This window comes from Acidovorax sp. A79 (assembly GCF_041154505.1).
GTDB lineage: Bacteria > Pseudomonadota > Gammaproteobacteria > Burkholderiales > Burkholderiaceae_C > Acidovorax.
On sequence record NZ_AP028672.1, the window covers coordinates 3,197,444 to 3,223,275 of the forward strand.

Here is a 25,832-nt window from a genome sequence, read left to right on the forward strand (position 1 = left end):
TTCGGCAGAAGGGGCGGTTTCTCGGACTGGGAAGAACAGGGTTTTATGCAGCCAGGCGTTTTTCCAGCAGGGCCTTGGTTTCCAGCAGGGCCGTGGGCAGGTGGTAGGCCAGTTGCTCGAAGTGGGCATCGTGCAGCTTGAACTCATCGGCCCAGGCCGCCTTGTCGATGCTGGTCACGGCGTCGAACTTCTGGGCGCTGAAATCCAGACCCGTCCAGTTGATCTCGGCGTACTGGGGCGCCACGCCGAACATGGTTTCCTGGCCTTGGGCCTGGCCTTCAATGCGGTCGATCATCCACTTGAGCACGCGCATGTTGTCGCCGTAGCCGGGCCAGACGAACTTGCCGGCCTCGTCCTTGCGGAACCAGTTCACGCAGAAGACCTTGGGCACGGCCTTGCCGGTGGCGGCGATCTTGCCTTCCATGTTCAGCCAGTGCTGGAAGTAGTCGCTCATGTTGTAGCCGCAGAACGGCAGCATGGCGAAGGGGTCGCGGCGCACCACGCCCTGGGCGCCGAAGGCGGCGGCGGTGGTCTCGGAGCCCATGGTGGCGGCCATGTACACGCCTTCCGTCCAGGTGCGGGCTTCCGTCACCAGCGGCACGGTGGTGGAGCGGCGGCCGCCGAAGATGAAGGCGTCGATCGCCACGCCGTTGGCGTCGTCCCACTGCGCATCGAGCGCCGGGTTGTTGGTGGCGGCCACCGTGAAGCGCGAGTTGGGGTGGGCCGCCTTGGCGCCGGTTTCCTTGGCGATCTGGGGCGTCCAGTCCTTGCCTTGCCAGTCGATCAGGTGGTCCGGGAGCTTGCCGGTGTCCTTTTCCATGCCTTCCCACCACACGTCGCCGTCGTCGGTCAGGGCCACGTTGGTGAAGATCACGTCCTTGTCCAGGCTCTTCATGCAGTTGGGGTTGGTGTGCATGTTCGTGCCGGGGGCCACGCCGAAGTAGCCGGCTTCAGGGTTGATGGCATACATCTTGCCGTCGGCATGGGGCTTGATCCAGGCGATGTCGTCACCGATGGTGGTGACCTTCCAGCCGGCAAAGCCTGCTTCGGGCGGCACCAGCATCGAGAAGTTGGTCTTGCCGCAGGCGCTGGGGAAGGCGGCGGCCACGTGGTACTTCTTGCCGGCGGGGTTGGTCACGCCCAGGATGAGCATGTGCTCGGCCAGCCAGCCCTGGTCGCGGCCCATGGTCGATGCGATGCGCAGGGCCAGGCACTTCTTGCCCAGCAGCGCGTTGCCGCCGTAGCCCGAGCCGTACGACCAGATCTCGCGCGTCTCGGGGTAGTGCACGATGTACTTGACCTTGGGATTGCAGGGCCAGCTGGTCGTGTCCTTTTCACCTTCGGCCAGGGGGGCGCCCACGGTGTGCATGCAGGGCACGAACTCGCCTTCCACGCCCAGCACGTCGTACACGGCCTTGCCCATGCGGGTCATGAGGCGCTGGTTCACGGCCACGTAGGCGCTGTCGGTCAGCTCCACGCCGATGTGGGCGATGTGGCTGCCCAGGGGGCCCATGCTGAAGGGCACCACGTACATGGTGCGGCCCTTCATGCAGCCGTCGAACAGGGGCTGCAGCGTGGCCCGCATTTCAGCGGGGGCCATCCAGTTGTTGGTGGGGCCTGCGTCTTCCTTGGCGGCCGAGCAGATGTAGGTGCGGTCTTCCACGCGGGCCACGTCCGACGGGTCGGACCAGGCCAGGAAGCTGCCGGGGCGCTTGGCGGGGTTGAGCTTCTTGAAGGTGCCGGCGTCGACCAGCTGCTGGCACAGGCGGTCGTACTCTTCCTTGCTGCCGTCGCACCAGTAGATGGTGTCGGGCTTGCACAGGGCGGCCATGTCGGCCACCCAGGCGAGCAGCCGGGCGTTCTTGACGTAAGCGGGGGCGTTGAGATTCAGGCCCTGCATGGTGGGTGCGTTCATCGGGAGCTTCCTAAGTTGAAAAACAGTTTTTTCAAAGGAAGCGGACCCGGTGGATCGCGGCAAGGCCTGGCGCAGTTGCGATGCTGAGCGCTGCCTTTGAAAAAACGGCTTTCGTGCTCAGTCGGCGGGCGGGAGCGTGGATCAGCCCCACGGGGTGGAGGCTATTTCCACGGATTCCGCGGGTCGGCTGGGGTGTCAATTTTATGAATCTGCCGACCGCTTGTCTGTCAGACTGGGGCTAAAACCATGCAAAAGATGCATGGGGTTATGCATCGCAATCCGCCCTGTCCCGCCCTTCAGGTGCTGGGCTGGCCTGTCTGGCCGGCCTGCCACCGCGCATGGCCCGCCTTGCGCAACTCGCACGCCGGGCAGGTGCCGCAGCCGTAGCCCCAGGCATGCAGCGTGTCGCGCACCCCGTGGTAGCAGGTGTGCGACTCGGTGATGATGAGATCCACCAGCGCGTCGCCGCCCAGGGTGCGGGCCAGCTCCCAGGTGGCGGCCTTGTCCAGCCACATGAGCGGCGTCTCGAACGTGAAGCGCTGCCCCATGCCCAGCGACACGGCGACCTGCAGCGCCTTGAGCGTGTCGTCGCGGCAGTCGGGGTAGCCCGAGAAGTCGGTTTCGCACATGCCGCCCACCAGCGTGTGCAGCCCGCGCCGGTAGCCCACGGCGGCGGCCAGGTTGAAGAACAGCAGGTTGCGCCCCGGCACGAAGGTGTTGGGCAGGCCGGCGGCGGTCATCTGGATCTCGGCGTCGCTGGTCAGCGCCGTGTCGCTGATGCGGCCCAGCACGGCCAGGTCGATCATGTGGTCGTCGCCGAGCCGGTCACGCCATGGCCCGAAGCGGGACCGCAGGGCCGCCAGCACGGCCTGCCGGGCCTGCAGCTCCACATGGTGGCGCTGGCCGTAGTCGAAGCCGATGGTTTCCACGCGCTCGAACTGCGTGAGCGCCCAGGCCAGGCAGGTGGTGGAGTCCTGGCCACCGGAAAAAAGGACGAGGGCGTGTCCGGGTCTCATGGGGTCTCCTGGTGACGGGGGTGGTGCAAGGCGAAAAAAAGCCCCGCGCAGCGGGGCTTGTGGCGGTGCCAGGGCAATCGATCAGGCCATGTACACGGCGATGAAGGCCAGCAGGAACATCATGATGCCGCCGACCACGGGCAGCACCACGGGAATCACGTGAACCACGTTTTCCACGGGATCGTGCGGGAGCGATTCGGGGGCGTGCGTAGTGTGGTGGTCGGACATGGTGTGGGCTCCAGATGCTTAAAACTTGCGCAATTCTAGCCGCGCCGGCGTGCACGGGGCTGAAAACCCCGCGCCGGGGGTCAGATCAGGTCGGCCTCCATGCCCGCCGAACGCAGCTTGCCCAGCACCTCGTCCACGTGCGCCTTGCTCCTTGTCTGCAGGACCAGCTCGATCTCCACGTTCTGCGCGGCCAGCATGGTGAATGCGCGCTGGTGGTGCACTTCCTCGATGTTCGCGCCCGCGTCGGCCACGGTGGCGGTGATGCGCGCGAGCACGCCCGGCACGTCGCGCGCGCTGACCTTGATGCGCGCCAGCCGGCCCGAGCGCACCATGCCGCGCTCGATGATGGCGGCCAGCAGCAGCGGATCGATGTTGCCCCCCGAGAGCACCAGCCCCACGCGCTTGCCCCTGAAGCGGGCGGGGTGGCGCACCAGCGCCGCCAGGGCCGCGGCGCCCGCGCCCTCGACCAGGGTCTTTTCGATCTCCAGCAGCATCAGCACGGCCTGCTCGATATCGCCTTCGTCCACCAGCACCAGGTCGTCCACCAGGCGCTGCACCACCTCCTGGGTGATCTTGCCCGGGGTGCCCACGGCAATGCCCTCGGCGATGGTCGAGGTGCCCATGGGGTGCTGCGTGTGCCGCACGGCGTTGACCATCGACGGAAAGCGCGCCGCCTGCACGCCCACGATCTCGATGCCGGGCTTGAGCGCCTTGGCCGCCGTGGCCATGCCGGCGATCAGCCCGCCCCCGCCGATGGCGACGACCAGCATGTCCAGATCGGGCTGGGCGGCGAGCATCTCCAGCGCGACCGTGCCCTGGCCCGCGGCAATGGCTTCGTCGTCGTAGGGGTGCACGAACGTCAGCCCCTGCGCATCGGCCAGCCCGTAGGCGTGGGCCCGGGCTTCTTCGAGCGTGTCGCCGTGCAGCACCACCTCGGCGCCGAAGCCGCGGGTGCGCTCCACCTTCACGCCGGGCGTGAAGCGCGGCATCACGATCACCGCGCGCAGGCCCAGGCGCTGCGCGTGGTAGGCCACGCCCTGGGCATGGTTGCCCGCGCTCATGGCCACCACACCCGGCGTCGTTCCGGGCGCCGCGCCGCGGGCACGTTCCGCGTCGACCAGCAAGGTGAGCCGGTTGCAGGCGCCCCGCTCCTTGAACGAGGCCGTGAACTGCAGGTTCTCGAACTTGAGGAATACCTGCGCGCCCACGATCTGCGAGAGCGTCTTGGATTCCACACAGGGGGTGTCCAGCACCTGGCCCTGCAGGCGGGTGGCGGCGTCTCGGATGTCTTGGAGGGTCAGCATGGCGCCATTGTGGCGCAGGCCCGCGTGCCGCAGGCCCCCCGGCATGGACATGGGAAGAAAATGGCCGCCAGCGCTTGAGGGGTAAGCGCTGAATGCTATCAAAATGGAAGCATTTACTTGATGCCCAGCCTGCGCGCCAGCTTGTGCAGGTTGCTCGCGTCCACCTCCAGCGCACGCGCCGCCTGGGCCCAGTTGCCCTGGTGGCGCGCCAGGGCCTGCGTGATGGCGTGCCGCTGGCAGGCATCCACGGCGTCGCGCAGCGGGCCTTCGGCGGTGATGGGTGCGGACGGCTCGGTGGCCACGGCGGGGGCACCGGCATCCAGGGGGGCGTGGGCCACGCTGGCGGCGTCGGCGTCCAGGTCGAGCAGCGCGGGCTCCAGCGTCACGATGTCCGCGCGGCTCACGCCCCGGCTCAGGGCCTTGAGCGCCGCGCGGCTGACCACGTGCTCCAGCTCGCGGATGTTGCCGGGCCAGGGGTAGCGGCGCAGGGCGTCCTGTGCGCTGGCCGACAGCCGCAGGCTGCGCAGGCCCAGGCGCGCACGGTTCAGTTCCAGAAAGCGGCCTGCCAGCAGCAGCACATCGTTGCCCCGTTCGCGCAGCGGCGGGATGGGCACGGGGTACACCGACAGCCGGTGGTACAGGTCGGCGCGGAACGCGCCGTCGCGCACCTGCTCGCGCAGGTTGCGGTTGGTGGCGGCGATCACGCGCACGTCCACGCGGCGCGGGCGGTCGGCGCCCAGGCGCTGGATCTCGCCGTTCTGCAGCGTGCGCAGCAGCTTGGCCTGCACGGCCAGCGGCAGCTCGCCCACCTCATCCAGGAACAGCGTGCCGCCCTCGGCGGCCTCAAAGCGTCCCGGCCGGTCGGCCACCGCGCCCGAGAACGCGCCGCGCACATGCCCAAACAGCTCGCTCTCGGCCAGCGATTCGGGCAGCGCCGCGCAGTTCACGTGCACCAGCGGACGGGTAGCGCGGGTGGACTGGCGGTGCAGCAGGCGCGCGAACAGCTCCTTGCCCACGCCGGTCTCACCCAGCAGCAACACGGGGAGGTCCGAGCCCGCCACCACCTCCAGCTCGTGCAGCAGGCGCAGCAGGGGCTCGCTCTGGCCGACGATCTCCATGTCGCCATCGCCCGCGCGGGTGGTGCGCTCGTCGTCGGCGCTGCGTGTGTGGGGGGCGCTGCGCAGCGCCTGCACCTCGCGCTCCAGCCGCGAGATGCGCACGGCCGCCTCCACCAGCACCTTGCAGTCGGCCAGCGCAGCGCGTGCGGCCTCGCCAAAGGTGCCGGTCTGCAGCGCGTCGAGCGTCAGCACCCCCCAGGGCTGGCCGTCCACCCACAGGCTCACGCCCATGCAGTCGTGCACGGGCAGGGGCTCGCCCACCAGGGTGTCGAGCAGGCCGTCGTAGGGGTCGGGCAGGGTGCTGTCGTGGTCAAAGCAGGTCACCTCGCGCCGCGCCAGGATGGCCGCGAGCCGGGGGTGCTGGCTGACCACAAAGCGCCGGCCCAGCGCCTCGCGCACCAGGCCCTCCACGGCCACGGGGCGCAGGTGGTCTTCCTCCAGCTGCAGCAGGGCCACGGCCCCGCAGTGAAAGCGCATGCGCAGGTGGTCCGCCAGCCGCTGCAGGCGCACGGCCTGGGGCAGATCGGTGGCCAGGTCGGCGAGCAGGGGGCTATGGTCCATGGTGATACTTACCTTTGATGGGTGAATTAAACCCTATCCATGGATGGTCAAAAAGACCATGACCGCTGCAAGTGGTTGATTTGATGGGCCTGCAGCCCTGGCCCGGCGCTTGCGATGTGGACAGTGATACCGATTCACTCGTTCCGAAAAGCCATGACCACAAGACCCCGACCCCACGCCGCCAGCGCACGCTGGCGCCGCCCCTTCGTTGTTGTTCTGTTGAAGCAGGAGGCCCGCCATGGGTAACTACCGCAAGCTCTGGTTCACGCTGATCGGCGTGCTCATCGTCACCTTCAGCCTGCTGGGCTACTACGGCGCCGAGGTCTACCGCACCGCGCCGCCCATCCCCGCCAGGATCGCCACGGCCGGGGGTGAAGTGCTTTTCACCCACGACAGCATCCTCGACGGCCAGACCGCCTGGCAGTCGGTGGGCGGCATGCAGCTGGGTTCCATCTGGGGCCACGGCGCCTACCAGGCACCCGACTGGACGGCCGACTGGCTGCACCGCGAGCTGCTCAACTGGCTGGAAGTGGCGTCCGAGCGCGCCCATGGCAAGCCGTTTGCAGACATCGACGCCGCCGCCCAGGCCGTGCTGCGCGACCGCATGAAGACCGAGTACCGCACCAACACCTACAGCCCCGAGACGGGCGTGGCCACGGTGTCCTCGGTGCGGGCCGACGCGATCGCGATGACCGCGCTGTACTACGACCAGCTTTTCAGCGACGTGCCTGCGCTGCACAAGACCCGCGAGCACTTCGCCATGAAGGAGAACACCCTGCCCAGCGCCGAGCGGCGCGCGCAGATGACGGGCTTCTTCTTCTGGACGGCCTGGGCCGCCGCCACCGAGCGCCCCGGCACCACGGCGACGTACACCAACAACTGGCCCCACGAGCCGCTGATCGGCAACAAGCCCACGGCCGAGAATATGGTCTGGTCCGTGATGAGCGTGGTCGTGATGATGGCGGGCGTGGGCTTCCTCGTGTGGGGCTGGTCCTTCCTGCGCAAGCACGACGAGGTGGAACCCACGCCACCCCAGCACGACCCGCTCTCGCGCGTGCCGCTCACGCCGTCGCAGCGCGGGCTGGGCAAGTATTTGTTCCTCATCGTGGCGCTGTTCAGCTTCCAGGTGCTGCTGGGCGGCTTCACGGCCCACTACACGGTGGAAGGCCAGCAGTTCTACGGCATCAACGTGTCGCAGTGGTTCCCCTATTCGCTGGTGCGCACCTGGCACATCCAGAGCGCGCTGTTCTGGATCGCCACGGGCTTCCTGGCCGCGGGCCTGTTCCTCGCGCCGCTCATCAATGGCGGCAAGGACCCGGCTTACCAGAAGCTGGGGGTGGACATCCTGTTCTGGGCGCTGGTCGTGGTGGTCGTCGGCTCGTTCACGGGCAACTACCTGGCCATCGCGCAGATCATGCCGCCCGAGTGGAACTTCTGGCTGGGCCACCAGGGCTATGAATACGTGGACCTGGGCCGCCTGTGGCAGATCGGCAAGTTCACCGGCATCGCCTTCTGGCTGGTGCTCATGCTGCGCGGCATCGTGCCGGCGCTGCGCACCCCCGGCGGCGACAAGAACCTGCTGGCGCTGCTGACGGCGTCGGTGGTGGCCATCGGCCTGTTCTACGGCGCTGGCTTCTTCTACGGTGAACGCACCCACCTGTCGGTGATGGAGTACTGGCGCTGGTGGGTGGTGCACCTGTGGGTCGAGGGCTTCTTCGAAGTCTTCGCCACCACGGCGCTGGCCTTCATCTTCTCGACACTGGGGCTCGTGTCGGTGCGCATGGCCACCACGGCCAGCCTGGCCTCGGCCTCGCTGTTCATGCTGGGTGGCGTGCCCGGCACCTTCCACCACCTCTACTTTGCAGGCACCACCACCCCGGTGATGGCGGTGGGCGCAGCCTTCAGCGCGCTCGAAGTGGTGCCGCTGGTCGTGCTGGGCCATGAGGCCTGGGAACATTGGCGCCTGCAGCACCGCACACCCTGGATGGCCCGCCTGCGCTGGCCGCTGATGTGCTTCGTGGCCGTGGCCTTCTGGAACATGCTGGGCGCGGGCGTCTTCGGCTTCATGATCAACCCGCCCATCTCGCTGTACTACGTGCAGGGCCTGAACACCACGCCGGTGCACGCCCATGCTGCGCTGTTCGGGGTGTATGGCTTCCTGGCGCTGGGCTTCACGCTGCTGGTGCTGCGCTACATCCGGCCGCAGCTGGTGTTTAGCGAGCGGCTCATGAAGACAGGCTTCTGGTGGCTCAACGCGGGCCTGGTGCTGATGATTGCCACCAGCCTGCTGCCCATCGGGCTGTTCCAGTTCCACGCCAGCGTGAGCGAAGGCCTGTGGTACGCCCGGGGCGAAGAGTTCATGCAACAGCCCTTCATCCAGACGCTGCGCTGGGTGCGCACCTTCGGCGACGTGGTCTTCATCGTTGGCGCGCTGGCCATGGCCTGGCAGGTGGTGAGCGGTGTGTTCGGTTCGCGGGCCCCGGCCGCTTCCACGGGGGCCTACCTGGCACAGGCCCGCCGCTGAAATGCACCGTGCGCGGCGGCAGCCACAAGCGGCCACCGCGCTCACACACCGTTTGCCCACAAGGACTGACCATGAACCTCGACAAATTCAAGCACCAGCACACCGACATCCTGCGCAGCATCGCCACCTTGCGCGCCCTGGCCCACGCGGGCGTGCAGGCCAACGCCACGGCCATCGCGCAGGGCATCGTGGCGATGAGCGGCACCATCAAGCTGCATCTGGCCGTGGAAGACCAGGTGCTGTACCCCGCACTGCAGCGCGGTGGCAACGCCGAACTGGCGCGCCTGGGCCGCCAGTACCAGAGCGAGATGGCCTCTATTGCCAGCGCCTACGACGCCTTTGCGCGCCGCTGGAACACGGCCGAGGCCGTGCGCCGCGATGCGCAGGGCTTTCGGGACGAGGCCAACGTGGTGCTGCGCCGGGTGTTCGAGCGCATGCAGCGCGAAGACCATGACTTTTATCCGCGCATCGAGGAGGAAGAAACCGCCGCCTGCCATTGAGAGCCCACGCGAGCGCAGCCCGGCCGCAGCGGTGGAGCCCCAGCAGCCCCTAGCCCCCAACAAAAACACCCACCTTTTCCACGCACACCTCTTGTGCTCCAGCGTGCCATCACACGCACCCCCATCCATCGGTAGGGCCTGACGGCACCTTCCTTTCGCCGGCCTTTGTGCCGGCATTTTTTTACCCCTGCTTACCGCCTCGATTGTGTTGGGTCAAACTACCTATAGTGTTTGGTGGGTATCGTGGACACCATAGGTAGTGTTTTTAACCCGTTCCACAGATTGGTCGAACCCATGGCGTCCACCCTTTCCACCTTGCCCCGCGAAGTCGTTTTGCGCAGCGGCCAGCGCGTTCCTTTTGACGCCGAACGCATCCGCGCCGCGCTGGCCAGCGCCGGGCAGGCCTCGGGTGAATATGGCGCCGACGAAGCGGCGTTGCTCACCGCCCAGGTCACCAAGGTGCTCATCCACCGCTTCCATGGCGAGGCACCCACCATCGAGCAGATCCAGGACGTGGCCGAGCAGACGCTGATCGCCGCCAACCACCTGGCGACCGCGCGCGCCTACATCGTCTACCGCGAGCAGCACGCCACGCTGCGCGCCGACCGGCAGACGCTGGTCGATGTGGAAAGCTCCATCAACGAATACCTCACGCGCGCCGACTGGCGCGTGAACGCCAACGCCAACCAGGGTTACTCGCTGGGCGGGCTGATCCTGAACGTGGCGGGCAAGGTCACGGCCAACTACTGGCTGTCGCACGTCTACACGCCCGAGATCGGCGAGGCGCACAGGAGCGGCGACCTGCACATCCACGACCTCGACATGCTCAGCGGCTACTGCGCGGGCTGGTCGCTGCGCACGCTGCTGCACGAGGGGCTCAACGGCGTGCCGGGCAAGGTGGAGGCGGGGCCGCCCAAGCACATGAGTTCGGCCGTGGGGCAGATCGTGAACTTCCTGGGCACGCTGCAAAACGAGTGGGCGGGCGCGCAGGCGTTCTCGTCATTCGACACCTACATGGCGCCCTTCGTGCGCATTGATGCCATGGACTACGCCGCCGTGCGCCAGTGCATCCAGGAGCTGGTCTACAACCTCAACGTGCCCTCGCGCTGGGGCACGCAGACGCCGTTCACCAACCTCACCTTCGACTGGACCTGTCCCGAGGACCTGCGCGAGCAGGTGCCCGTGATCGCTGGCCAGGAGATGCCGTTTTGCTATGGCGACCTGCAGGCCGAGATGGACCTCATCAACCGCGCCTACATCGACGTGATGACCACGGGCGATGCCAAGGGCCGGGTGTTCACCTTCCCCATCCCCACGTACAACATCACCAAGGATTTTCCGTGGGAGAGCGAGAACGCGCAGCTGCTGTTCGAGATGACGGCCAAGTACGGTCTGCCGTACTTCCAGAACTTCATCAACTCCGAGCTGGAGCCCAACATGGTGCGCTCCATGTGCTGCCGCCTGCAACTCGATTTGCGTGAACTGCTCAAGCGCGGCAACGGCCTGTTCGGCAGCGCCGAGCAGACGGGCAGCCTGGGCGTGGTCACCATCAATTGCGCGCGCCTGGGCTACCAGCATGCGGGCGATGAGGCGGGCCTGTTCGCCGCGCTCGACCGCCTGCTGGAACTGGGCAAACAAAGCCTGGAGACCAAGCGCAAGCTGATTCAGCGGTTGACGGACCAGGGCCTGTTCCCCTACACCAAGCGCTACCTGGGCACCTTGCGCAACCACTTTTCCACGCTGGGCGTGAACGGCATCAACGAGATGGTGCGCAACTTCACGGCGGACCGGCACGACATCACCAGCGAATGGGGCCACGCGTTTGCCGTGCGCCTGCTCGACCACGTGCGCGAGCGCATGACCGCCTTCCAGGAAGAAACCGGCCACCTCTACAACCTGGAGGCCACGCCCGCCGAAGGCACCACCTACCGCTTCGCCAAGGAAGACAGGAAGCGCTGGCCCGCCATCCTGCAGGCGGGCACGGCCGAGCAGCCCTACTACACCAACTCCTCGCAGCTGCCCGTGGGCTTTACCGACGACCCGTTCGAGGCCTTGATGCGGCAGGAGGCGCTGCAATCCAAATACACCGGCGGCACCGTGCTGCACCTGTACATGGGCGAGCGCTTGTCCAGCGGCGCGGCCTGCCGCGATCTGGTGCGGCGCGCGCTCACGCGCTTTCGCCTGCCCTACATCACCGTCACGCCCACGTTCTCGATCTGTCCCACGCACGGCTACCTGGCGGGCGAGCACCCGTTCTGCCCGCGCTGCGACGAAGAGCGGCTGGACGCCAAGCGGCGGCGGCTGGCGGCCTGACCTCGCATTTCAAACCAAATTGACCTGTAGCGCTTATCAATAAAGCGCTGGCAGCTATCAATACAGAAGCATTTTTTAACCATGAAGGAGATCACATGAGCCATTTCTCTACCCCCGAACAGGCCGCCCTGGCCGCCGTGCAGCTCACCGACGGCGAGCGCCAGCCCTGCGAGGTCTGGACCCGCGTCATGGGCTACCACCGCCCCGTGGCCAGCTTCAACACGGGCAAGCAGGGCGAGCACGCCGAGCGCCGTTTCTTTTCAGAGCAGGCGCGTGGTGGAAGCAACGCCTGCTGAGGCGCCGCCAGCGTCCGCGCTGCGGCTGGGCGGCATGACGCCGCTCACCACCATCGACTTCCCCGGCCGCCTCGCGGCCGTTTTCTATTGCCAGGGTTGCCCCTGGCGCTGCGGCTACTGCCACAACCCCGGGCTGCTCGACGCCGCCGCGCCCCCGGCGTTGCCGTGGGACCAGGCGCTGCAGTTCCTGCACAGCCGCCGGGGCCTGCTCGACGGCGTGGTGTTTTCGGGCGGTGAGCCGACGCTGCAAGCCGCGCTGCCCGCTGCGGTGGATGCCGTGCGCGCACTGGGCCTGCAGGCTGCGTTGCACACCGGCGGCATGTACCCCGGGCGGCTGGCGGCGCTGCTGTCGCGCCTCCACTGGGTGGGGCTGGACATCAAGGCCCTGCCGCAGCGCTACGACGCCATCACCGCCACCCCCGGCAGCGGCGCGCGCGCCTGGGCCGCGCTCGATGCCATGCTGGCCCGTGGCATCGACCACGAATGCCGCACCACCTGGCACGCGGGCCTGTTTGGTGTGGGCGAATTGCTGGAACTGGCCCAGGCCCTGGCCGCGCGCGGGGTGCGGCATTGGGCGCTGCAGGAATGCCGCGTGCTCGGCGCCCCGGCCTGGGCGCTGGCGCCCGCGCACCAGCAGCAACTGGCCGCGCTGTTTTCCGGATTCACCTTGCGCCGGGTGTGAGTGCCGGGCGCAGATTTCCTGCGTTGCAAGGGCCTGCATGAAATAGGCATGCAAATACGGCCGCTGTTGCACACGCCTTGATGCGCGTCAGAAGTGCTTTGCGCGGCCCGCGCGGATCATTCGCGCCACCGCCGCACAACGGCACCACCTTGTCAGGAAATCCTCCATGAACCCCCTCGGCCTCCAGCTGCTGCACGCGCTCAAGCACCACGGCGCGCGCGAGATCTTCGGCATCCCCGGTGATTTCATCCTGCCCTTGTTCGCGCAGATCGAGGAAAGCGGCATCCTGCCGCTGGTCACGCTCAGCCACGAACCCTCGCTGGGTTTTGCCGCCGATGCCGCCGCGCGCATGCACTGCGGGCTGGGCGTGGTGGCCGTCACTTACGGCGCGGGTGCGCTCAACGTGGTCAATGCGGTGGCGGGGGCCTATGCCGAGCGCTCGCCGCTGGTGGTGCTGGCCGGCTGCCCCGGCGAGGTCGAGGCGCACTCCGGCCTGGTGCTGCACCACCAGGTGCGCCATGTCGATTCGCAGTGGCGGATCTTCCGCGAGATCACCTGCGACCAGGTGCGCCTGTCCGACCCCGCCACCGCGCCCGCCGACCTCGCCCGCGTGCTGCGCAGCTGCCGCGAATACTCGCAGCCCGTGCTCATCGAGGTGCCGCGCGACATGACGCTGCACCCCATGGCCGAGGTGCCGGTGCTGCCCCCCAGCCCGTTCAACGCAGCCGCCGTGGCCGAATGCGCCGATGAATGGATGGCCCGCATTCAGGCTGCCCGGCGCCCCGTGCTGGTGGTGGACGTGGAGGTGCGCCGCTTTGGCCTGGAAGCCCGCGTGGCCGAACTCGCGCGCCGCCTGCAGCTGCCCGTGCTCACCACCTTCATGGGCCGGGGCCTGCTGGCCGAGGACGCGGGGCATGCCGGCGTGCCCTTCCACGGCACCTACCTGGGCGTGGCGGGCGCACCGGAGACCAGCGCGCTGCTTGACGACTCCGACCTGCCCGTGATGCTGGGCGCCATCCTGTCGGACAGCAACTTCGGCGTGAGCGCCCAGCGCATGGACTTCCGCCGCGCGCTCATCGCCGCGCACCGCGAGGCGCGCGTGGGCCACCACCTGTACCCGGACATCCCGCTTGCCGCGCTGGTGGAGGCGCTGCTGGCGCGCGCGCCCGTGGTAGGCGGCACGGCGGCGCGCGTCCTGCCACCCCCGCCCATCTGTCCCGAAGGCCTGGTGGCCGACGATGCGCCCGTGTGCGCGGCCGACCTCTCCCGCGCGCTCAACGACCGCATCCGCGCGCACGGCCCCATGAACATCGTCTCGGACATCGGCGACTGCCTGTTCGCCGCCATGGAGCTGCTGCCCACGCCGCTGGTGGCACCGGGCTACTACGCGTCCATGGGGTTCGGGGTGCCGGCCGGCATCGGCGCCCAGGTGGCCACTGGCCAGCGCAGCCTCATCCTGGTGGGCGACGGCGCCTTCCAGATGACGGGCTGGGAGCTGGGCAACTGCCCGCGCCTGGGGCTGGACCCCGTCGCCATCGTGCTCAACAACCAGACCTGGGAAATGATCCGCGCGTTCCAGACCACGTCGCGCTGCGCCGCGCTCGGCGACTGGCATCTGGCCGATGCCGCCGACGCCCTGGGCGGGCGCGGCCACCGGGTGCACACGCGCGCCCAGTTCAAGGCGGCGCTCGATGCCGCGTTTGCCGAACGGGGGCGCTTCCAGCTCATCGAGCTGATGGTGCCGCCGGGCGACAGCACGCCCACGCTGCGGCGTTTTTCAGAGGGCATTCGCGCGCTGCGCGCGGGAAGGTAGCCCTCCCCGCCACACGCACGCGCGCGCCAGCCTGGCAGGGGGTGGGGCGATGCCGGTGGCCGGGCGGCTCAGCCGCCCACCACCCGCAGCACGTCGGCGCCGTAGGCTTCGAGCTTCTTCGCCCCCATGCCGCTGATGCCCTGCAGGTCGTCCAGCGTGCCCGGGTTGCGTTCGGCAATCGCCGCGAGCGTGGCGTCGTGGAAGATCACATACGCGGGCAGGTTGTGCTCGCGCGCCACCTCGGCGCGCCAGGCCTTGAGGTTGATGAAGCGCACCTGCGCGTCCGGGCCCAGGTTGGCGGCGGCGGCGGGCGGGGCGCTGCCCTTGCGCGTGCGCTTGGCCGGTGCGGACGACACCGATTCGCGCAGCTGCACCGGCACCTCGCCCTTGAGCACGGCGCGCGAGCCCTCGGTGAGGCACAGCGTGTCGAAGCTGTGGCCGCTGTCCAGCATCACCTTCTGAAGGCCTAAAGCGCCCGTGGCGATCAGCTGGCGCAGCACGCCGCGCAGTTGCGGTTCCGAGAGGTCCGCGCCAATGCCGAAGGTGGAAATCTTCTCGTGCCCGAACTGCGCGACCTTCTCGGTCTTCTTGCCGCGCAGGATGTCCATGATGTGCCCCGTGCCAAAGCTGATGCCGCTGGCCTGGTTCACGCGGTAGATGGTGGACAGCAGCTTGCGCGCCGCGTCGGTGGCGTCCCAGATCGCGGGTGGTGTCAGGCAGTTGTCGCAGTTGCCGCAGGGCGTGGAGGCTTCGCCAAAGTAGGCCAGCAGCCGCACGCGGCGGCAGTCGGTGGCCTCGGCCAGGGCCAGCAGCGCGTCGAGCTTGCCGCGCAGTGCCTGCTTGAACTCCTCGCCCGCCGGACTCTCGTCGATCATGCGGCGCTGGTTGACCACGTCGTTCAGGCCATAGGCCATCCAGGCATCGGCGTTGAGGCCGTCGCGGCCCGCGCGGCCGGTCTCCTGGTAGTAGCCCTCGATGTTCTTGGGCATGTCCACGTGCGCGACGAAGCGCACGTCGGGCTTGTCGATGCCCATGCCGAAGGCGATGGTGGCCACCATCACGATGCCTTCCTCGCGCAGGAAGCGGTCCTGGTTGCGCTGGCGCACCTTGGTGTCGAGCCCCGCGTGGTAGGGCAGGGCCGTGAGGCCGGCGTCGCTCAGCGTGGCCGCCAGCTCCTCCACGCGTTTCCTGGACTGGCAGTACACCACGCCCGCCTCGCCCGCGTGCTCGCGCTCGATGAAGCGCAGCAGCTGCGTGGTGGCGTCCTTCTTCTCGACGATGGTGTAGCGGATGTTGGGCCGGTCGAAGCTGCTGATGAACAGCCGCGCGTCTTCCAGCTGCAGCCGCTCGATGATGTCGGCGCGCGTGAGGTCGTCGGCCGTGGCCGTGAGCGCGATGCGCGGCACCCCCGCATAACGCTCGTGCAGCACCGTGAGCGCGCGGTACTCGGGGCGAAAGTCGTGGCCCCACTGGCTCACGCAATGCGCTTCGTCGATGGCGAAGAGCGACAGGTGGCCCTCGTGGTACAGGCTGTCGAGCAGGCCCAGGAAGCGCGGCGTGTTCAGCCGCTCGGGCGCCGCATACAGCAGCGTGATGTCGCCGGTCTGCAGGCGCAGCTCCACGTCCTGCGCCTCGTCAAAGCTCAGCGTGGAGTTCAAAAAGGCCGCATCCACCCCCGCCTCGTGCAGCGCGCCCACCTGGTCGTGCATCAGCGCGATCAGGGGCGAGATCACGATGGTCACGCCGCGCCCCTGCTGCTGGCGCACGATGGCCGGCACCTGGTAGCACAGCGACTTGCCGCCGCCCGTGGGCATCAACACCAGGGCATCGCTGCCCGCGATCACGTGTTCAACGATGGCCTGCTGGGGGCCGCGGAATTGCTCGTAGCCGAAGACGTCCTGCAGGACGGTATGGGCGGGGGACAAGGCGGGAGACAGGCGGGAAGACAAGCGGATACTCTGAAATTAATAGCTGCCAGCGCATGACCAGCAAGCGCCTGGTGCCGATAGGGCGGGAATTCTCTGGCGCGCCAGGGCCTGGCCCCGCGCGCGGCAGGCGCATATTGTGCGCTGCACCGCGCACCGGGCCGCACTTTCTACAATAGCGGCCTATGCAAGCCCTTCACTACACCCGCGCCGCGCAGCTGCCCGACATCCTCGCCCAACGCATCGTCATCCTCGACGGCGCCATGGGCACCATGATCCAGCGCTTCAAGCTGGGCGAGGCGCAGTACCGGGGCGAGGGCTACACGGGCCCCGACGGTGTGGGCGACCGGTTCAAGGACTTCCCGCGCGACGTGAAGGGCAACAACGAGTTGCTCAGCCTCACCCGTCCCGACGTGATCCGCGACATCCACGAGCGCTACCTGGCCGCGGGTGCCGACCTCATCGAGACCAACACCTTCGGCGCGACGACCATCGCACAAGAGGACTACAAGATGGCCGAGCTGGCGCGCGAGATGAATCTCAAGTCCGCCCAGCTGGCCCGCGCCGCCTGCGACAAATATTCCACGCCCGACAAGCCCCGCTTCGTCGCCGGCGCCCTGGGCCCCACGCCCAAGACGGCCAGCATCAGCCCCGACGTGAACGACCCCGGCGCGCGCAATGTGGACTTCGAGCAATTGCGCGCCGCGTACTACGAGCAGACCGAAGCGCTGGTCGAGGGCGGCTCCGACGTGCTGCTGGTCGAGACGATTTTTGACACGCTCAACGCCAAGGCCGCGCTGTTCGCCATCGACGAATTTTTTGAGAATAGCGGCCAGCGCCTGCCGCTCATCATCAGCGGCACGGTCACCGACGCTTCGGGCCGCATCCTCAGCGGACAGACGGTGACTGCCTTCTGGAACAGCGTGCGCCACTCCCGCCCTCTGGCCATCGGCCTCAATTGCGCCCTGGGCGCCACGCTGATGCGCCCTTACATCCAGGAGCTGAACCGGGTGGCCGAGGACACGTTCATCAGCTGCTACCCCAACGCGGGCCTGCCCAACCCCATGAGCGACACCGGGTTTGACGAAACCCCCGAGATCACCAGCCGCCTGGTGCACGAGTTCGCGGCCGAGGGGCTGGTCAACATCCTGGGCGGCTGCTGCGGCACCACGCCGGACCACATCGGCGCCATCGCCAAGGCGGTGGAAAACGTGCCCACGCGCAAGATGTTCTACCCCGCTGAAGCCTGAATTTGGAGGCAAAATGGCCTCTGGCGCTGATCCAGAAAGCGCTGGTAGCTATAAAAAACGCAGCACTCAAATCGTCACTGCGCTGCGGTGGCGCATTGCCGGGCGCATGACTCTGCGGCACCCTTGCGCCTTCGGTTGAACTTTCGCCCGCACCCTTTGCCAGAACCCCGGCCCGCTCCCCATGTCCGTTACCGCCACCCTGCCCAACACCCCTGTTGCTGAGGCCGCCGACAAAGCCGCCGCCGCCGCCCACGCCGCACTCAAGCTCGAAAAGCGCCTGGTGCGCCAGGTGGCCCAGGCCATTGCCGACTTCGGCCTGATCGAAGACGGCGACAAGGTCATGGTCTGCGTGTCCGGCGGCAAGGACAGCTACGGCCTGCTCGACGTGCTGCGTTTGCTGCAGCAGCGCAACGGCCACAAGTTCGAGCTGATCGCCGTCAACCTCGACCAGAAGCAGCCCGGCTTTCCGGCCCATGTGCTGCCCGAGTATCTGGCGAAGGTGGGCGTGCCCTTCCACATCGAGACGCAGGACACCTACAGCGTCGTCAAGGAGCGCATCCCCGAGGGCAAGACCATGTGTAGCCTGTGCAGCCGCCTGCGCCGGGGCATCCTGTACCGCGTGGCCGACGAGCTGGGCTGCACAAAAGTGGCGCTCGGTCACCACCGCGACGACATGCTGCAGACCTTCTTTTTGAACATGTTCTTCGGCGGCAAGCTCAAGGGCATGCCGCCCAAGGTGCAGAGCGACCGGGGCGACCACCTCATCATCCGCCCGCTGGCCTATGTGGCCGAGGATGACCTCACGCGTTGGGCCGAGATCCGCAACTTCCCCATCATCCCCTGCACGCTGTGCGGCAGCCAGGAGAACCTGCAGCGCAAGCAGATCGGTCAGATGCTGCGCGACTGGCAGCAGCTGTACCCCGGCCGCATTGAGAACATGGCCGTGGCGCTGCGCAACCTGGTGCCCTCGCACTTCATGGACACGCGCCAGTTCGACTTCAAAGGTTTGATGCCCAACGGCGTGCAGGATGCCGATGGCGACAAGGCCTTCGATGCCGAAGACTTTCCCGCGCAGGCCGTGGGCATGCTCGCGGGCTTGCCGTTGATGCCCCGCTGAACCTGACCCCGACGATTTCTAGATTGGGCCATCCCATGACCACCCTCCTCAAAGCCCCCGAACTCCTGCTGCCCGCCGGCTCGCTCGACAAGATGCGCGCCGCCTACGACTTTGGCGCCGACGCGGTGTACGCCGGCCAGCCGCGCTATTCCTTGCGCGCACGCAATAACGAATTCAAGCTGGAACAGATTCGGCAGGGCATCACCGAGGCACACGCGCGCGGCAAGAAGTTCTTCGTGACCAGCAACCTGATCGCGCACAACGACAAGATCCGCACCTACCTGCGCGACATCGAGCCCGTGATCGACTGCCAACCCGACGCCCTCATCATGGCCGACGCGGGCCTGATCATGATGGTCAAGGAAAAGTGGCCCGAGCAGGTGGTGCACCTCTCCGTGCAGGCCAACACCACCAACTGGGCGGCCGTGAAGTTCTGGCAGAAGATGGGCGTGGAGCGTGTGATCCTGTCGCGCGAACTGAGCCTGGACGAGATCGAAAAAATCCGCCAGGAATGCCCCGACATGGAGCTCGAAGTCTTCGTGCACGGCGCGCTGTGCATCGCGTACTCGGGCCGCTGCCTGCTCAGCGGCTACTTCAACCACCGCGACCCCAACCAGGGCACCTGCACCAACGCCTGCCGCTGGAACTACGCCACCCATGACGCCGACATCGACCCCACCACGGGCGAAGCCATCGCGCAGAAGATGGAAGGCGACTTCAACTTCGAGGCCGCGCAGCAGAAGGCCGAACAGGCCTTCGCCTCCACCACTGGCAACGGCGAGCGCCACCCCAAGGCCGACAAGGTCTACCTGATTGAAGAAGCCGGCCGCCCCGGGCAGATGATGCCCATCATGGAAGACGAGCACGGCACCTACATCATGAACAGCAAGGACCTGCGCGCGGTGGAGCACGTGGCGCGCCTGGCGCAGATCGGCGTCGACTCGCTCAAGATCGAGGGCCGCACCAAGAGCCTGTACTACGTCGCCCGCACCGCGCAGGTGTACCGCCGCGCCATCGACGACGCCGTAGCCGGCCGCCCGTTCAACCCCGAGCTGCTCATCGAACTCGAAGGCCTGTCCAACCGGGGCTACACCGGCGGCCTGCTGGAGCGCCGCCCCAGCAACGACTACCAGAACTACATCAACGGCCACTCGGCCACGCAGCGCAGCCAGTTCGTGGGCGAGGTGCTGGGCGCCGAGGGGCAGGCCGAAGTGGGGCTGCAAGGCGACTGGGTGTTGGTCGAAACCAAGAACCACTTTGCGGTGGACGACCTGATCGAAGTGGTGCACCCCAGCGGCAACATCACCGTGCGGCTGGACCAGATGCGCAATGCGGAAGGCCAACCGGTGGCGGTGGCGCAAGGCAACCCGGTGCGCGTGTGGATTCCGCTGCCTGCGCGCTATACCGGCGCGCTGCTGGCCCGCGTGGTGGAGGCACCGGCTGCGGCCGCGGCGGCCGAACCCGCCGTCGTGGCTTGAGCGGGGCGCACCACCATGTGGACGCACCATCGCAGCGGCGCGTCGGTTTTGGCACTGTCGGTTGTGGCCGCGCTCGCCAGCACCAGCACCTTGGCGCAGGGCCCCGCTGCAGGCACGCCGCAGTTGGCGCCCGCCAAGGTGCGCTACGTACAAGGCTCGTGGGTCAACCTGCGCGAGTCGGCCCAGGCCCAAGCCAGCGTGCTGGCCCAGGTGCCCGCCAATACTGCGCTGGACCAGCTTGCCGAGCGCGACGGCTGGTGCGCCGTGCTCTACCGGGGCGATGCGCGCCTGGGCCCCGCATTGGCGGCACCGTTGCAAGCCCATGTGTCCTGCAATCTGCTGTCTGACCAGCCCCTGACCCTGGCCCAGGCGGGCAAGGACGCAGCCCGTGCGTTCTGGGTGGCACCATCGCCCAACCGGCTGCGTACCTATGGCAACGCCTTGCCCCGGCCGACATCGCTGCAGATCAGCGCCCTGACCAAGACCCACCCGCCCGAGGCGCCCGTGGTGTACCCGGTACGCCCCGAGTTCGAAGCCGCCAAGAAGCTGCTGCGCGCGGGGGTGCTGCTGCGGCCGGACCAGGAGATCAACCGGGGCGAGCCCGTGGACCCGCTCGTCGACCTGAAGCTGGCCACCCGCGCGGTAGACCATATCCCCGCCGTGGCTCCCCTCGCCACGCGGCCCGTTCTGCCCGCGATTGCCCCGTCGTACTTCCGCACCCACGCCAGCGTGGCCCTGCTGCACGAAACGGATGCCGATGGCCTGGCGGCGGTGGCGGGAACCCGCATCAGCGTGGTCCCCACCGGCGCGCCGCATGGCAGCTTCAACCGCCACATGGGGCCCGAGATCGAGTTTGTGACCGGCTTCTGGGACGTGGGGTCTGCCGACCTGACCTTTGCCCCCGCGCTCACCCTGCATGCCATCACCCACCAGGGGCTGGTCGGCGCACGGGCCCTGCGCCAGCGCTACTGGGACATCAGCAACGCCGACCACTACTGCGGCGGCCACTACCCCGGCAAGGGCTTTGACGACCCGCGCGAGGACGATACGGTCCCCGTGCGTGGCTACGCCAGACTGTCCGACACCGCCGAGGTGCTGGCCCGCCTGGTCGTGCCCGGCAAGCTGCCGCCCGATGCCGTGAAGGTGAAGACCCGCCGCTACGTCACGAGCTGGATGCAACCCGCCGACCCGCCCATCCGCGACAAGCCCCAGCGCAAGCACACGGCGGTGATGGTGCACGAGATCGATGTGGACCGCGACGGCGTGGCCGACATCCTGCGCATCGACACCCCTGCGCCGGGTGGCATGAGCTTTGAGCCGGTTTTTGACTGGCGGTGGTACTTGAACATCAACGGCCAGTGGTTCCGGGCGGGGTACAGGGTGGATCAGGAGTGCACGTGAGTGGACTCCTTGCGAGGCAGTTCGGGGCGGGGAAGGGCCGGGTTTTCAGATGCTTGGGGTGGGGAGCTCAGAAGTGTTCAGGGGGAGCTTCCGGCCAGGAGCAGTCGGTGGTGGCAGGTGAAAGCGGACGATCAACGTTTGAATTCAGCGGCCGCCGAAGACGGTCCGCTCGAATGATGGGTTGGGCGTCGTTTCAGTGATATCTGAAATCTTGGGCCAGACCAGTAATGGGTTGAAGTCAACTTTCCACACATCCAATTCGTAGAGCTGACCTTTTTCGTCTGTATTCAGTGAGGCAATAACGGTGACCCCATCTTTGTCGACGAATTGGCAATCAGCAATTGTCTGACCGAATCTGCGCTTTTCGTGCGCCGGCCCGAAGGTCATGTTTCCCATTCCACCATCGTCCATTTCTGACACCGTCAGATCTTCAACCTGTTCATTCCGGCCGGCGGCTAGGAGTAGCCAGGAGATCAATGGCTTCTCGGGGTCAGTGATTCTTCTCATTGAGACGCCCAACGTTTGACATGAGAGGCGTCGCAAGGGCGTAGCCCTTGCGATGTCCTCTCGATGGAAGGGCTGGGCGTCACCTCTCGGTGGCCTCAGTTGGGGTCGGTGGCTCCACGGGCGCCTTGGGGAGGGATATCGCGCCGGTTCCGTTCAATATGGCTTGACGGCATGCACTGGCAAACGCCCCGTCGGACCGAGAGGATAGGTACTGCGAAGCATAGAAGAGCTCGGACGTTGCCAGCAGTGCCGTTCCGTTGGACTTCGCTGCAACGATGCACTTGTCAGTGAATGCTTGTTCGGTCCTGCTCTCGGGAGCAGTCAGTCGGTAGGCGTTTCCGAAGAGAACTCCTTTTGCTGGTGCGGTGACTTCCTCCCTCTGTAGATCCTCATGAAGGTTCATCGCAAGTTGGCGAAGCTTGTCAACGTTGATTGCTTTGCTGTCCTTGCCCTCCGCCTCGCCGATCAACCTGCCTTCTGTAGATTCGAATACGACGTCAAACTCTGATGCACCTTCGCGAAAGGGCTTGGCGTCGAATCCCAACAACTTAAGCGCAGCGATTACAACTCTCTCAAGTGCCTTCCCCTTTTCATAGAGTAGTCCGCGTAAAGAACCTGCATCAGATAGTTGGCGAAGGACATCTTCTTTGTTGCGTTGAACTCGTTCAAGCTCCGATTCGACTTCGAGCAGCTTTGATCGAAGGGTCAGCTCCAAGCCTAGTGCGAAACGGGGATCTACCGCCCAACCGGGCTCTGGTGTGGACTCGCCTTCTGCTTGAAGAGCGGCATCAAGACCTACGATGCTGCTTACCAATCTTGCTGCGAACTTCCGCGCGTCGGCCGTCCACTCGGTCCCTTTGTCGTCATCTTTCGATTCTAGGAACCCGTCTTGATAGAAGTCGATGTCGGGCAGGCACACGATTGAACCGCCAGACTTTTGATGCCTCAACAGCGTGCCGACGGTCTTGTCGCCATTGCGAGTCTGCATCGTAGGTGGGCACTCGTTGTTCTGAATTAGAACGCAGTACTCGGAGTACTCCGCGAACTCAGACCAGTACGGGGCAAGCACTTCAGCGCCTTTCGAGGCGAGTTTGACCAACGTTCCGTTTGCGTTGACGGGGTTCAGATCAAGCGGTAGGCACTTGTAGTTGTTGAATAGATCAACTATCCGAGTAGTTGACCTGTTGCGGCCGGTTCCAGAGTACTGGCGCTCACCCGTGTCTATGTATACCTCTTCGATGGCTGGGAGAAATAGCACAATCGTCTTGCCAGACTCGAACGCTTGTTTGATCTCCCGCCGCCAATGTTCACTTGCCTCCTTGATCTTGAAGGATGCTTGATCGCCTAGGCTGGGCTTACCTTTGTATTGATCGCGGTAAGAAATCCAGCTCTCGATTGATGGACGAAAAAGAATGATGTCCCAGTCGAGCAGGGAGGTTCTTGAGTCGAAGTCCTCCTCAGAAACCGCGTCAGTTGCGAGGTCGACACCTACCCTGAGGATTTGCTTTGCCATACGCGGTGCGCTCTCTTGTGACGCTCAACCTAATTTTGACCGCAAGACCTGCGGGATAAACTGGACCGTGCGGGATATTCTGGACACTGATTTCTCCTGGAGTCCGCTTGCTGCATAGCTTTGCAAGCGATGAGCTGTTCAAACGTCCAGGCATAAAAATTCCATGAAACCCGGCACGCGTTAAGTCAGCAAACTATAGCTTGCCGTAGGCAGACACCCGGATTTCCAGTAGCTGCTGCAGCAAGTCAATGGCGGCTTCCAGGCGGCACTTCTGAACGGCGGCTTGGGGCCCAAAGTGACCGCTCAATCAGCCCGCAGTGATACCCACACTCACCGCAAACCCGGCTGCCGCAACAACGCCCCCAGCACCAGCGCCTCCGCCATCACCTCCAGAGCCTCTTCCAGCGTAGCCAGCAACTCCGGCAGTTCTGGCAGCCCTGGCAACCAGGGCCAGTGCGGCTGCACCTCGGGCCACTGGTCCACGGCCATCGCCGCCAGCCCCACGGCGAACCCGGTCCACAGCAGGGCCTGGGTGCTGCGGTGCGACAGTGCCCGGTGCAGCCACGCCAGCGTGGCCAGGCCCACCACGGCCACCGCCAGCATGGGCGCCTCGCGCATGGCGCCCCAGCGGCAGGCATCGGTCCATTCGTGGCAGCGGAACTTCCAAAGCTCGTGCAGCATGAACTGCTCGTCCAGCGCCAGCGCGCCGAAGGCCAGCACCAGCCACACGCCCAGCCGCCCGGGCAGGCAGCGCTCCGCCGTCAGGCGCAGCGCGGTGATGCACAGCGTGAGCAGCAGCGCACTCGACAGCCACGATGCGGGCGAGTTGTCGGAGCGGAACGCGCGCTCCCAGCCCGGCGCAAAGATCCACGCGCTGAACAGCAGAAACCCCGCCACCGCGCCCAGCAGGGCGGGTGCGACCCCCGGGTGGGGCGCCCGCGTGGGGCCGGGCGTGTGGTGGGATGGTGGGGCAGGGCGTTGGCGCATGGCGAGCTTGGAACCACGGGGCACCGGCGCCGGGTGGTGCCAGCGGACCGGCGCAATTTTGAATCAGATAGGCCGCTGGCGCCGGAATGTAGTGCATTTTCAGCTATGCATTTGGTAGCTTGTTGATGGTTTTGCACGCTGCGGGCGGCGTGCCCTGTTCACGCCCGTGGAATCGCTTCAGAATCGGAAACTCCCACGCTTGTCCGGTATGGCCCTCCCCATCGACCCCTCCCGCAGCGCGCTGCCGCCCGTGGCCCAGTTCCTGGCCGAAGCGGCCCTGCAGCGGCAGGCCGCGCTGCTGGGGCTGGACAAGCCCGGCCCCGCGACCGCACCGCTGCCCACGGCCGACCCGAGCGCGCCTCCGCCCACACCGACCTCTCCCAGCCCGCCCGCCGGACCTCTGCCCGCCCCGGCGGCCGACAAGGCCAGCATCTCGGCGCAGGCGCGCGAGCAGCTCGGCGCAGGTTTTGAACCACGGCGCGGCGTGGCGGGCAACGCGGCCGCCGCTGCGGCCCCCGGCGCCAGGGCCGGCGCCGCGCCGCGGGGGGCGCTGGCACCGCCGCCGCTGCCCGTGGGCGCGCCTGTGCCAGCCTCCTCCACGGCATCCGTGTCGGGCGCCGACTGGCCCGCCACGGGGCTGGGTGCGCCGCTGCTGCGCATGGTGGGTGCGCTGGTGGCGCAGCTCACGGCGGGCAGTGTGGCGCCTCAGCGGGTCACGGCCGCCCAGCCCTGGCCCATCGGGCTGGCGCAGGCGCTGGAAAGCGGCGCGGTGGACGCGGAGACGCCGCCGCTGCAGACCTGGCTGGTGCGCCAGGGCAGCGTGCAGACGCCCGAAGGCCCGCGCGGCTTTGCGCTGACCCTGCGCGTGCCGGTGCCGTGGCTGGCGTCGCAGGCGCCTTCGGCTGCCGCATCCGCAGCGGCGGCGGCGACCGCCACGCCCTCCACGGCGGCGCCGCTGCAGGTGCCGTTCACGGGCAGTGCGCAGTCGCTGCAGTCCGGGGTGTTCGCGCTGGTGCTGCAAGGGCTGGAGGCCTCGGCACCCCGCACCAGCGCCTTGCTGGTGATGGATTTCCAGCCGCAGATGCCCGCTGCCGTGTATGGCCGCGACCTGCTGGCGCAGCTGCGTATGGACCCGTGGACGCAGATGGCCGTGCTGCAGGCCAGCGGCCAGGTGCCGCGCGAGGAGGACCGCGCCCGCAACGGCGCCTCCGGTTTGTGCGAGACCGTGGGCTGCCCTTATGCGGCCCGCGCGGAGTGCGCCCAGCCTTTCTGCCTGGCGCAGCGCGGGGTGCGGCCACCGGAGCCGGTGGGCCCCGCGCCCGGCGCCTAGAGCCGGTTCGTCCCGGACTTTTCGGGGATCGCGCTGGCGGGGCGCGGCCTCGCG

General features: G+C 67.2%; 20 protein-coding genes. 11 read left to right on the forward strand and 9 right to left on the reverse strand.

The features are described 5' to 3' along the window. Positions 1–43: 43 nt before the first annotated feature. From ACAM51_RS14685 to norR, 5 genes are all read right to left on the reverse strand, one after another. Positions 44–1,915 (reverse strand): phosphoenolpyruvate carboxykinase (GTP), encoded by a 1,872-nt coding sequence (locus ACAM51_RS14685; RefSeq protein ID WP_369641044.1) that lies wholly within the window; start codon positions 1,913–1,915, stop codon positions 44–46. A 296-nt stretch (positions 1,916–2,211) separates the two neighbouring features. Continuing rightward, positions 2,212–2,931: a 7-cyano-7-deazaguanine synthase QueC gene (gene queC, locus ACAM51_RS14690; protein WP_369641045.1), complete on the reverse strand. Its 720-nt coding sequence runs from the start codon at positions 2,929–2,931 to the stop codon at positions 2,212–2,214. An 81-nt stretch (positions 2,932–3,012) separates the two neighbouring features. Then, complete coding sequence (locus ACAM51_RS14695) at positions 3,013–3,159, reverse strand: hypothetical protein (protein ID WP_218296526.1); 147 nt, start codon at positions 3,157–3,159, stop codon at positions 3,013–3,015. Positions 3,160–3,239: 80 nt separating this feature from the next. Continuing rightward, a complete protein-coding gene (locus tag ACAM51_RS14700; protein WP_218296527.1) occupies positions 3,240–4,463 on the reverse strand; it encodes a threonine ammonia-lyase in 1,224 nt (407 codons plus the stop codon). Between the two features lie 113 nt (positions 4,464–4,576). After that, complete coding sequence (gene norR / locus ACAM51_RS14705; protein WP_369641046.1) at positions 4,577–6,142, reverse strand: nitric oxide reductase transcriptional regulator NorR; 1,566 nt, start codon at positions 6,140–6,142, stop codon at positions 4,577–4,579. 238 nt (positions 6,143–6,380) lie between these two features. Between norR and ACAM51_RS14710 the strand changes: the two genes are divergently transcribed. The 6 genes from ACAM51_RS14710 to ipdC all read left to right on the forward strand — a co-directional run bounded on the left by ACAM51_RS14710 (position 6,381) and on the right by ipdC (position 14,270). Next, positions 6,381–8,666: a nitric-oxide reductase large subunit gene (locus ACAM51_RS14710; RefSeq protein ID WP_369641047.1), complete on the forward strand. Its 2,286-nt coding sequence runs from the start codon at positions 6,381–6,383 to the stop codon at positions 8,664–8,666. A gap of 71 nt (positions 8,667–8,737) precedes the next feature. Beyond that, entirely contained in the window at positions 8,738–9,166 is a 429-nt protein-coding gene (locus ACAM51_RS14715; RefSeq protein ID WP_218296530.1) for a hemerythrin domain-containing protein, read from the forward strand. Positions 9,167–9,460: 294 nt separating this feature from the next. Further along, complete coding sequence (locus ACAM51_RS14720) at positions 9,461–11,479, forward strand: ribonucleoside triphosphate reductase (RefSeq protein WP_369641048.1); 2,019 nt, start codon at positions 9,461–9,463, stop codon at positions 11,477–11,479. 95 nt (positions 11,480–11,574) lie between these two features. After that, positions 11,575–11,775 (forward strand): anaerobic ribonucleoside-triphosphate reductase, encoded by a 201-nt coding sequence (gene nrdD, locus ACAM51_RS14725; RefSeq protein ID WP_369641049.1) that lies wholly within the window; start codon positions 11,575–11,577, stop codon positions 11,773–11,775. A gap of 34 nt (positions 11,776–11,809) precedes the next feature. After that, complete coding sequence (locus tag ACAM51_RS14730; RefSeq protein ID WP_369643825.1) at positions 11,810–12,457, forward strand: anaerobic ribonucleoside-triphosphate reductase activating protein; 648 nt, start codon at positions 11,810–11,812, stop codon at positions 12,455–12,457. 166 nt (positions 12,458–12,623) lie between these two features. Next, complete coding sequence (gene ipdC, locus ACAM51_RS14735) at positions 12,624–14,270, forward strand: indolepyruvate/phenylpyruvate decarboxylase (RefSeq protein ID WP_369641050.1); 1,647 nt, start codon at positions 12,624–12,626, stop codon at positions 14,268–14,270. Positions 14,271–14,338: 68 nt separating this feature from the next. Here ipdC and recQ read toward each other — a convergent pair whose 3' ends face one another. Next, positions 14,339–16,195, reverse strand: coding sequence for a DNA helicase RecQ (gene recQ, locus ACAM51_RS14740; RefSeq protein WP_218339485.1), 1,857 nt, complete (start codon positions 16,193–16,195; stop codon positions 14,339–14,341). 185 nt (positions 16,196–16,380) lie between these two features. Between recQ and ACAM51_RS14745 the strand changes: the two genes are divergently transcribed. The 4 genes from ACAM51_RS14745 (at position 16,381) to ACAM51_RS14760 (ending at position 21,441) form a co-directional block, all read left to right on the forward strand. Next, complete coding sequence (locus tag ACAM51_RS14745) at positions 16,381–17,445, forward strand: homocysteine S-methyltransferase family protein (protein WP_369641051.1); 1,065 nt, start codon at positions 16,381–16,383, stop codon at positions 17,443–17,445. 181 nt (positions 17,446–17,626) lie between these two features. Then, entirely contained in the window at positions 17,627–18,562 is a 936-nt protein-coding gene (gene ttcA, locus ACAM51_RS14750; RefSeq protein ID WP_369641052.1) for a tRNA 2-thiocytidine(32) synthetase TtcA, read from the forward strand. A gap of 35 nt (positions 18,563–18,597) precedes the next feature. Continuing rightward, a complete protein-coding gene (yegQ, locus tag ACAM51_RS14755; protein ID WP_369641053.1) occupies positions 18,598–20,040 on the forward strand; it encodes a tRNA 5-hydroxyuridine modification protein YegQ in 1,443 nt (480 codons plus the stop codon). Between the two features lie 15 nt (positions 20,041–20,055). Then, positions 20,056–21,441 (forward strand): SH3 domain-containing protein, encoded by a 1,386-nt coding sequence (locus ACAM51_RS14760; protein ID WP_369641054.1) that lies wholly within the window; start codon positions 20,056–20,058, stop codon positions 21,439–21,441. A 144-nt stretch (positions 21,442–21,585) separates the two neighbouring features. Here ACAM51_RS14760 and ACAM51_RS14765 read toward each other — a convergent pair whose 3' ends face one another. The 3 genes from ACAM51_RS14765 to ACAM51_RS14775 form a co-directional block, all read right to left on the reverse strand. Beyond that, positions 21,586–21,948 carry a hypothetical protein gene (locus tag ACAM51_RS14765; RefSeq protein WP_369641055.1) on the reverse strand — a complete coding sequence of 121 codons (363 nt, stop codon included), beginning with the start codon at positions 21,946–21,948 and terminating at the stop codon, positions 21,586–21,588. Positions 21,949–22,027: 79 nt separating this feature from the next. Next, positions 22,028–23,461 (reverse strand): hypothetical protein, encoded by a 1,434-nt coding sequence (locus tag ACAM51_RS14770; RefSeq protein ID WP_369641056.1) that lies wholly within the window; start codon positions 23,459–23,461, stop codon positions 22,028–22,030. Between the two features lie 330 nt (positions 23,462–23,791). Then, the gene (locus ACAM51_RS14775) at positions 23,792–24,448 is read right to left on the reverse strand and encodes a hypothetical protein (protein ID WP_369641057.1); all 657 of its coding nucleotides are present in this window, start codon (positions 24,446–24,448) and stop codon (positions 23,792–23,794) included. 208 nt (positions 24,449–24,656) lie between these two features. Between ACAM51_RS14775 and ACAM51_RS14780 the strand changes: the two genes are divergently transcribed. Further along, entirely contained in the window at positions 24,657–25,778 is a 1,122-nt protein-coding gene (locus tag ACAM51_RS14780) for a hypothetical protein (protein WP_369641058.1), read from the forward strand. Positions 25,779–25,832 lie beyond the last annotated feature (54 nt).

Excerpts from the sequence above, each read along its gene's own strand:
- ACAM51_RS14695 (WP_218296526.1), bottom strand. The coding sequence starts at position 3,159 with ATGTCCGACCACCACACTACGCACGCCCCCGAATCGCTCCCGCACGAT.
- ACAM51_RS14715 (WP_218296530.1), top strand. The coding sequence starts at position 8,738 with ATGAACCTCGACAAATTCAAGCACCAGCACACCGACATCCTGCGCAGC.
- ACAM51_RS14765 (WP_369641055.1), bottom strand. The coding sequence starts at position 21,948 with ATGAGAAGAATCACTGACCCCGAGAAGCCATTGATCTCCTGGCTACTC.
- ttcA (WP_369641052.1), top strand. The coding sequence starts at position 17,627 with ATGTCCGTTACCGCCACCCTGCCCAACACCCCTGTTGCTGAGGCCGCC.
- norR (WP_369641046.1), bottom strand. The coding sequence starts at position 6,142 with ATGGACCATAGCCCCCTGCTCGCCGACCTGGCCACCGATCTGCCCCAG.
- ACAM51_RS14685 (WP_369641044.1), bottom strand. The coding sequence starts at position 1,915 with ATGAACGCACCCACCATGCAGGGCCTGAATCTCAACGCCCCCGCTTAC.
- ACAM51_RS14700 (WP_218296527.1), bottom strand. The coding sequence starts at position 4,463 with ATGCTGACCCTCCAAGACATCCGAGACGCCGCCACCCGCCTGCAGGGC.
- ACAM51_RS14770 (WP_369641056.1), bottom strand. The coding sequence starts at position 23,461 with ATGGCAAAGCAAATCCTCAGGGTAGGTGTCGACCTCGCAACTGACGCG.
- ACAM51_RS14745 (WP_369641051.1), top strand. The coding sequence starts at position 16,381 with ATGCAAGCCCTTCACTACACCCGCGCCGCGCAGCTGCCCGACATCCTC.
- yegQ (WP_369641053.1), top strand. The coding sequence starts at position 18,598 with ATGACCACCCTCCTCAAAGCCCCCGAACTCCTGCTGCCCGCCGGCTCG.
- ACAM51_RS14730 (WP_369643825.1), top strand. The coding sequence starts at position 11,810 with ATGACGCCGCTCACCACCATCGACTTCCCCGGCCGCCTCGCGGCCGTT.
- ACAM51_RS14720 (WP_369641048.1), top strand. The coding sequence starts at position 9,461 with ATGGCGTCCACCCTTTCCACCTTGCCCCGCGAAGTCGTTTTGCGCAGC.
- ACAM51_RS14710 (WP_369641047.1), top strand. The coding sequence starts at position 6,381 with ATGGGTAACTACCGCAAGCTCTGGTTCACGCTGATCGGCGTGCTCATC.
- ACAM51_RS14760 (WP_369641054.1), top strand. The coding sequence starts at position 20,056 with ATGTGGACGCACCATCGCAGCGGCGCGTCGGTTTTGGCACTGTCGGTT.
- queC (WP_369641045.1), bottom strand. The coding sequence starts at position 2,931 with ATGAGACCCGGACACGCCCTCGTCCTTTTTTCCGGTGGCCAGGACTCC.
- ACAM51_RS14780 (WP_369641058.1), top strand. The coding sequence starts at position 24,657 with ATGGCCCTCCCCATCGACCCCTCCCGCAGCGCGCTGCCGCCCGTGGCC.
- ACAM51_RS14775 (WP_369641057.1), bottom strand. The coding sequence starts at position 24,448 with ATGCGCCAACGCCCTGCCCCACCATCCCACCACACGCCCGGCCCCACG.
- nrdD (WP_369641049.1), top strand. The coding sequence starts at position 11,575 with ATGAGCCATTTCTCTACCCCCGAACAGGCCGCCCTGGCCGCCGTGCAG.
- ipdC (WP_369641050.1), top strand. The coding sequence starts at position 12,624 with ATGAACCCCCTCGGCCTCCAGCTGCTGCACGCGCTCAAGCACCACGGC.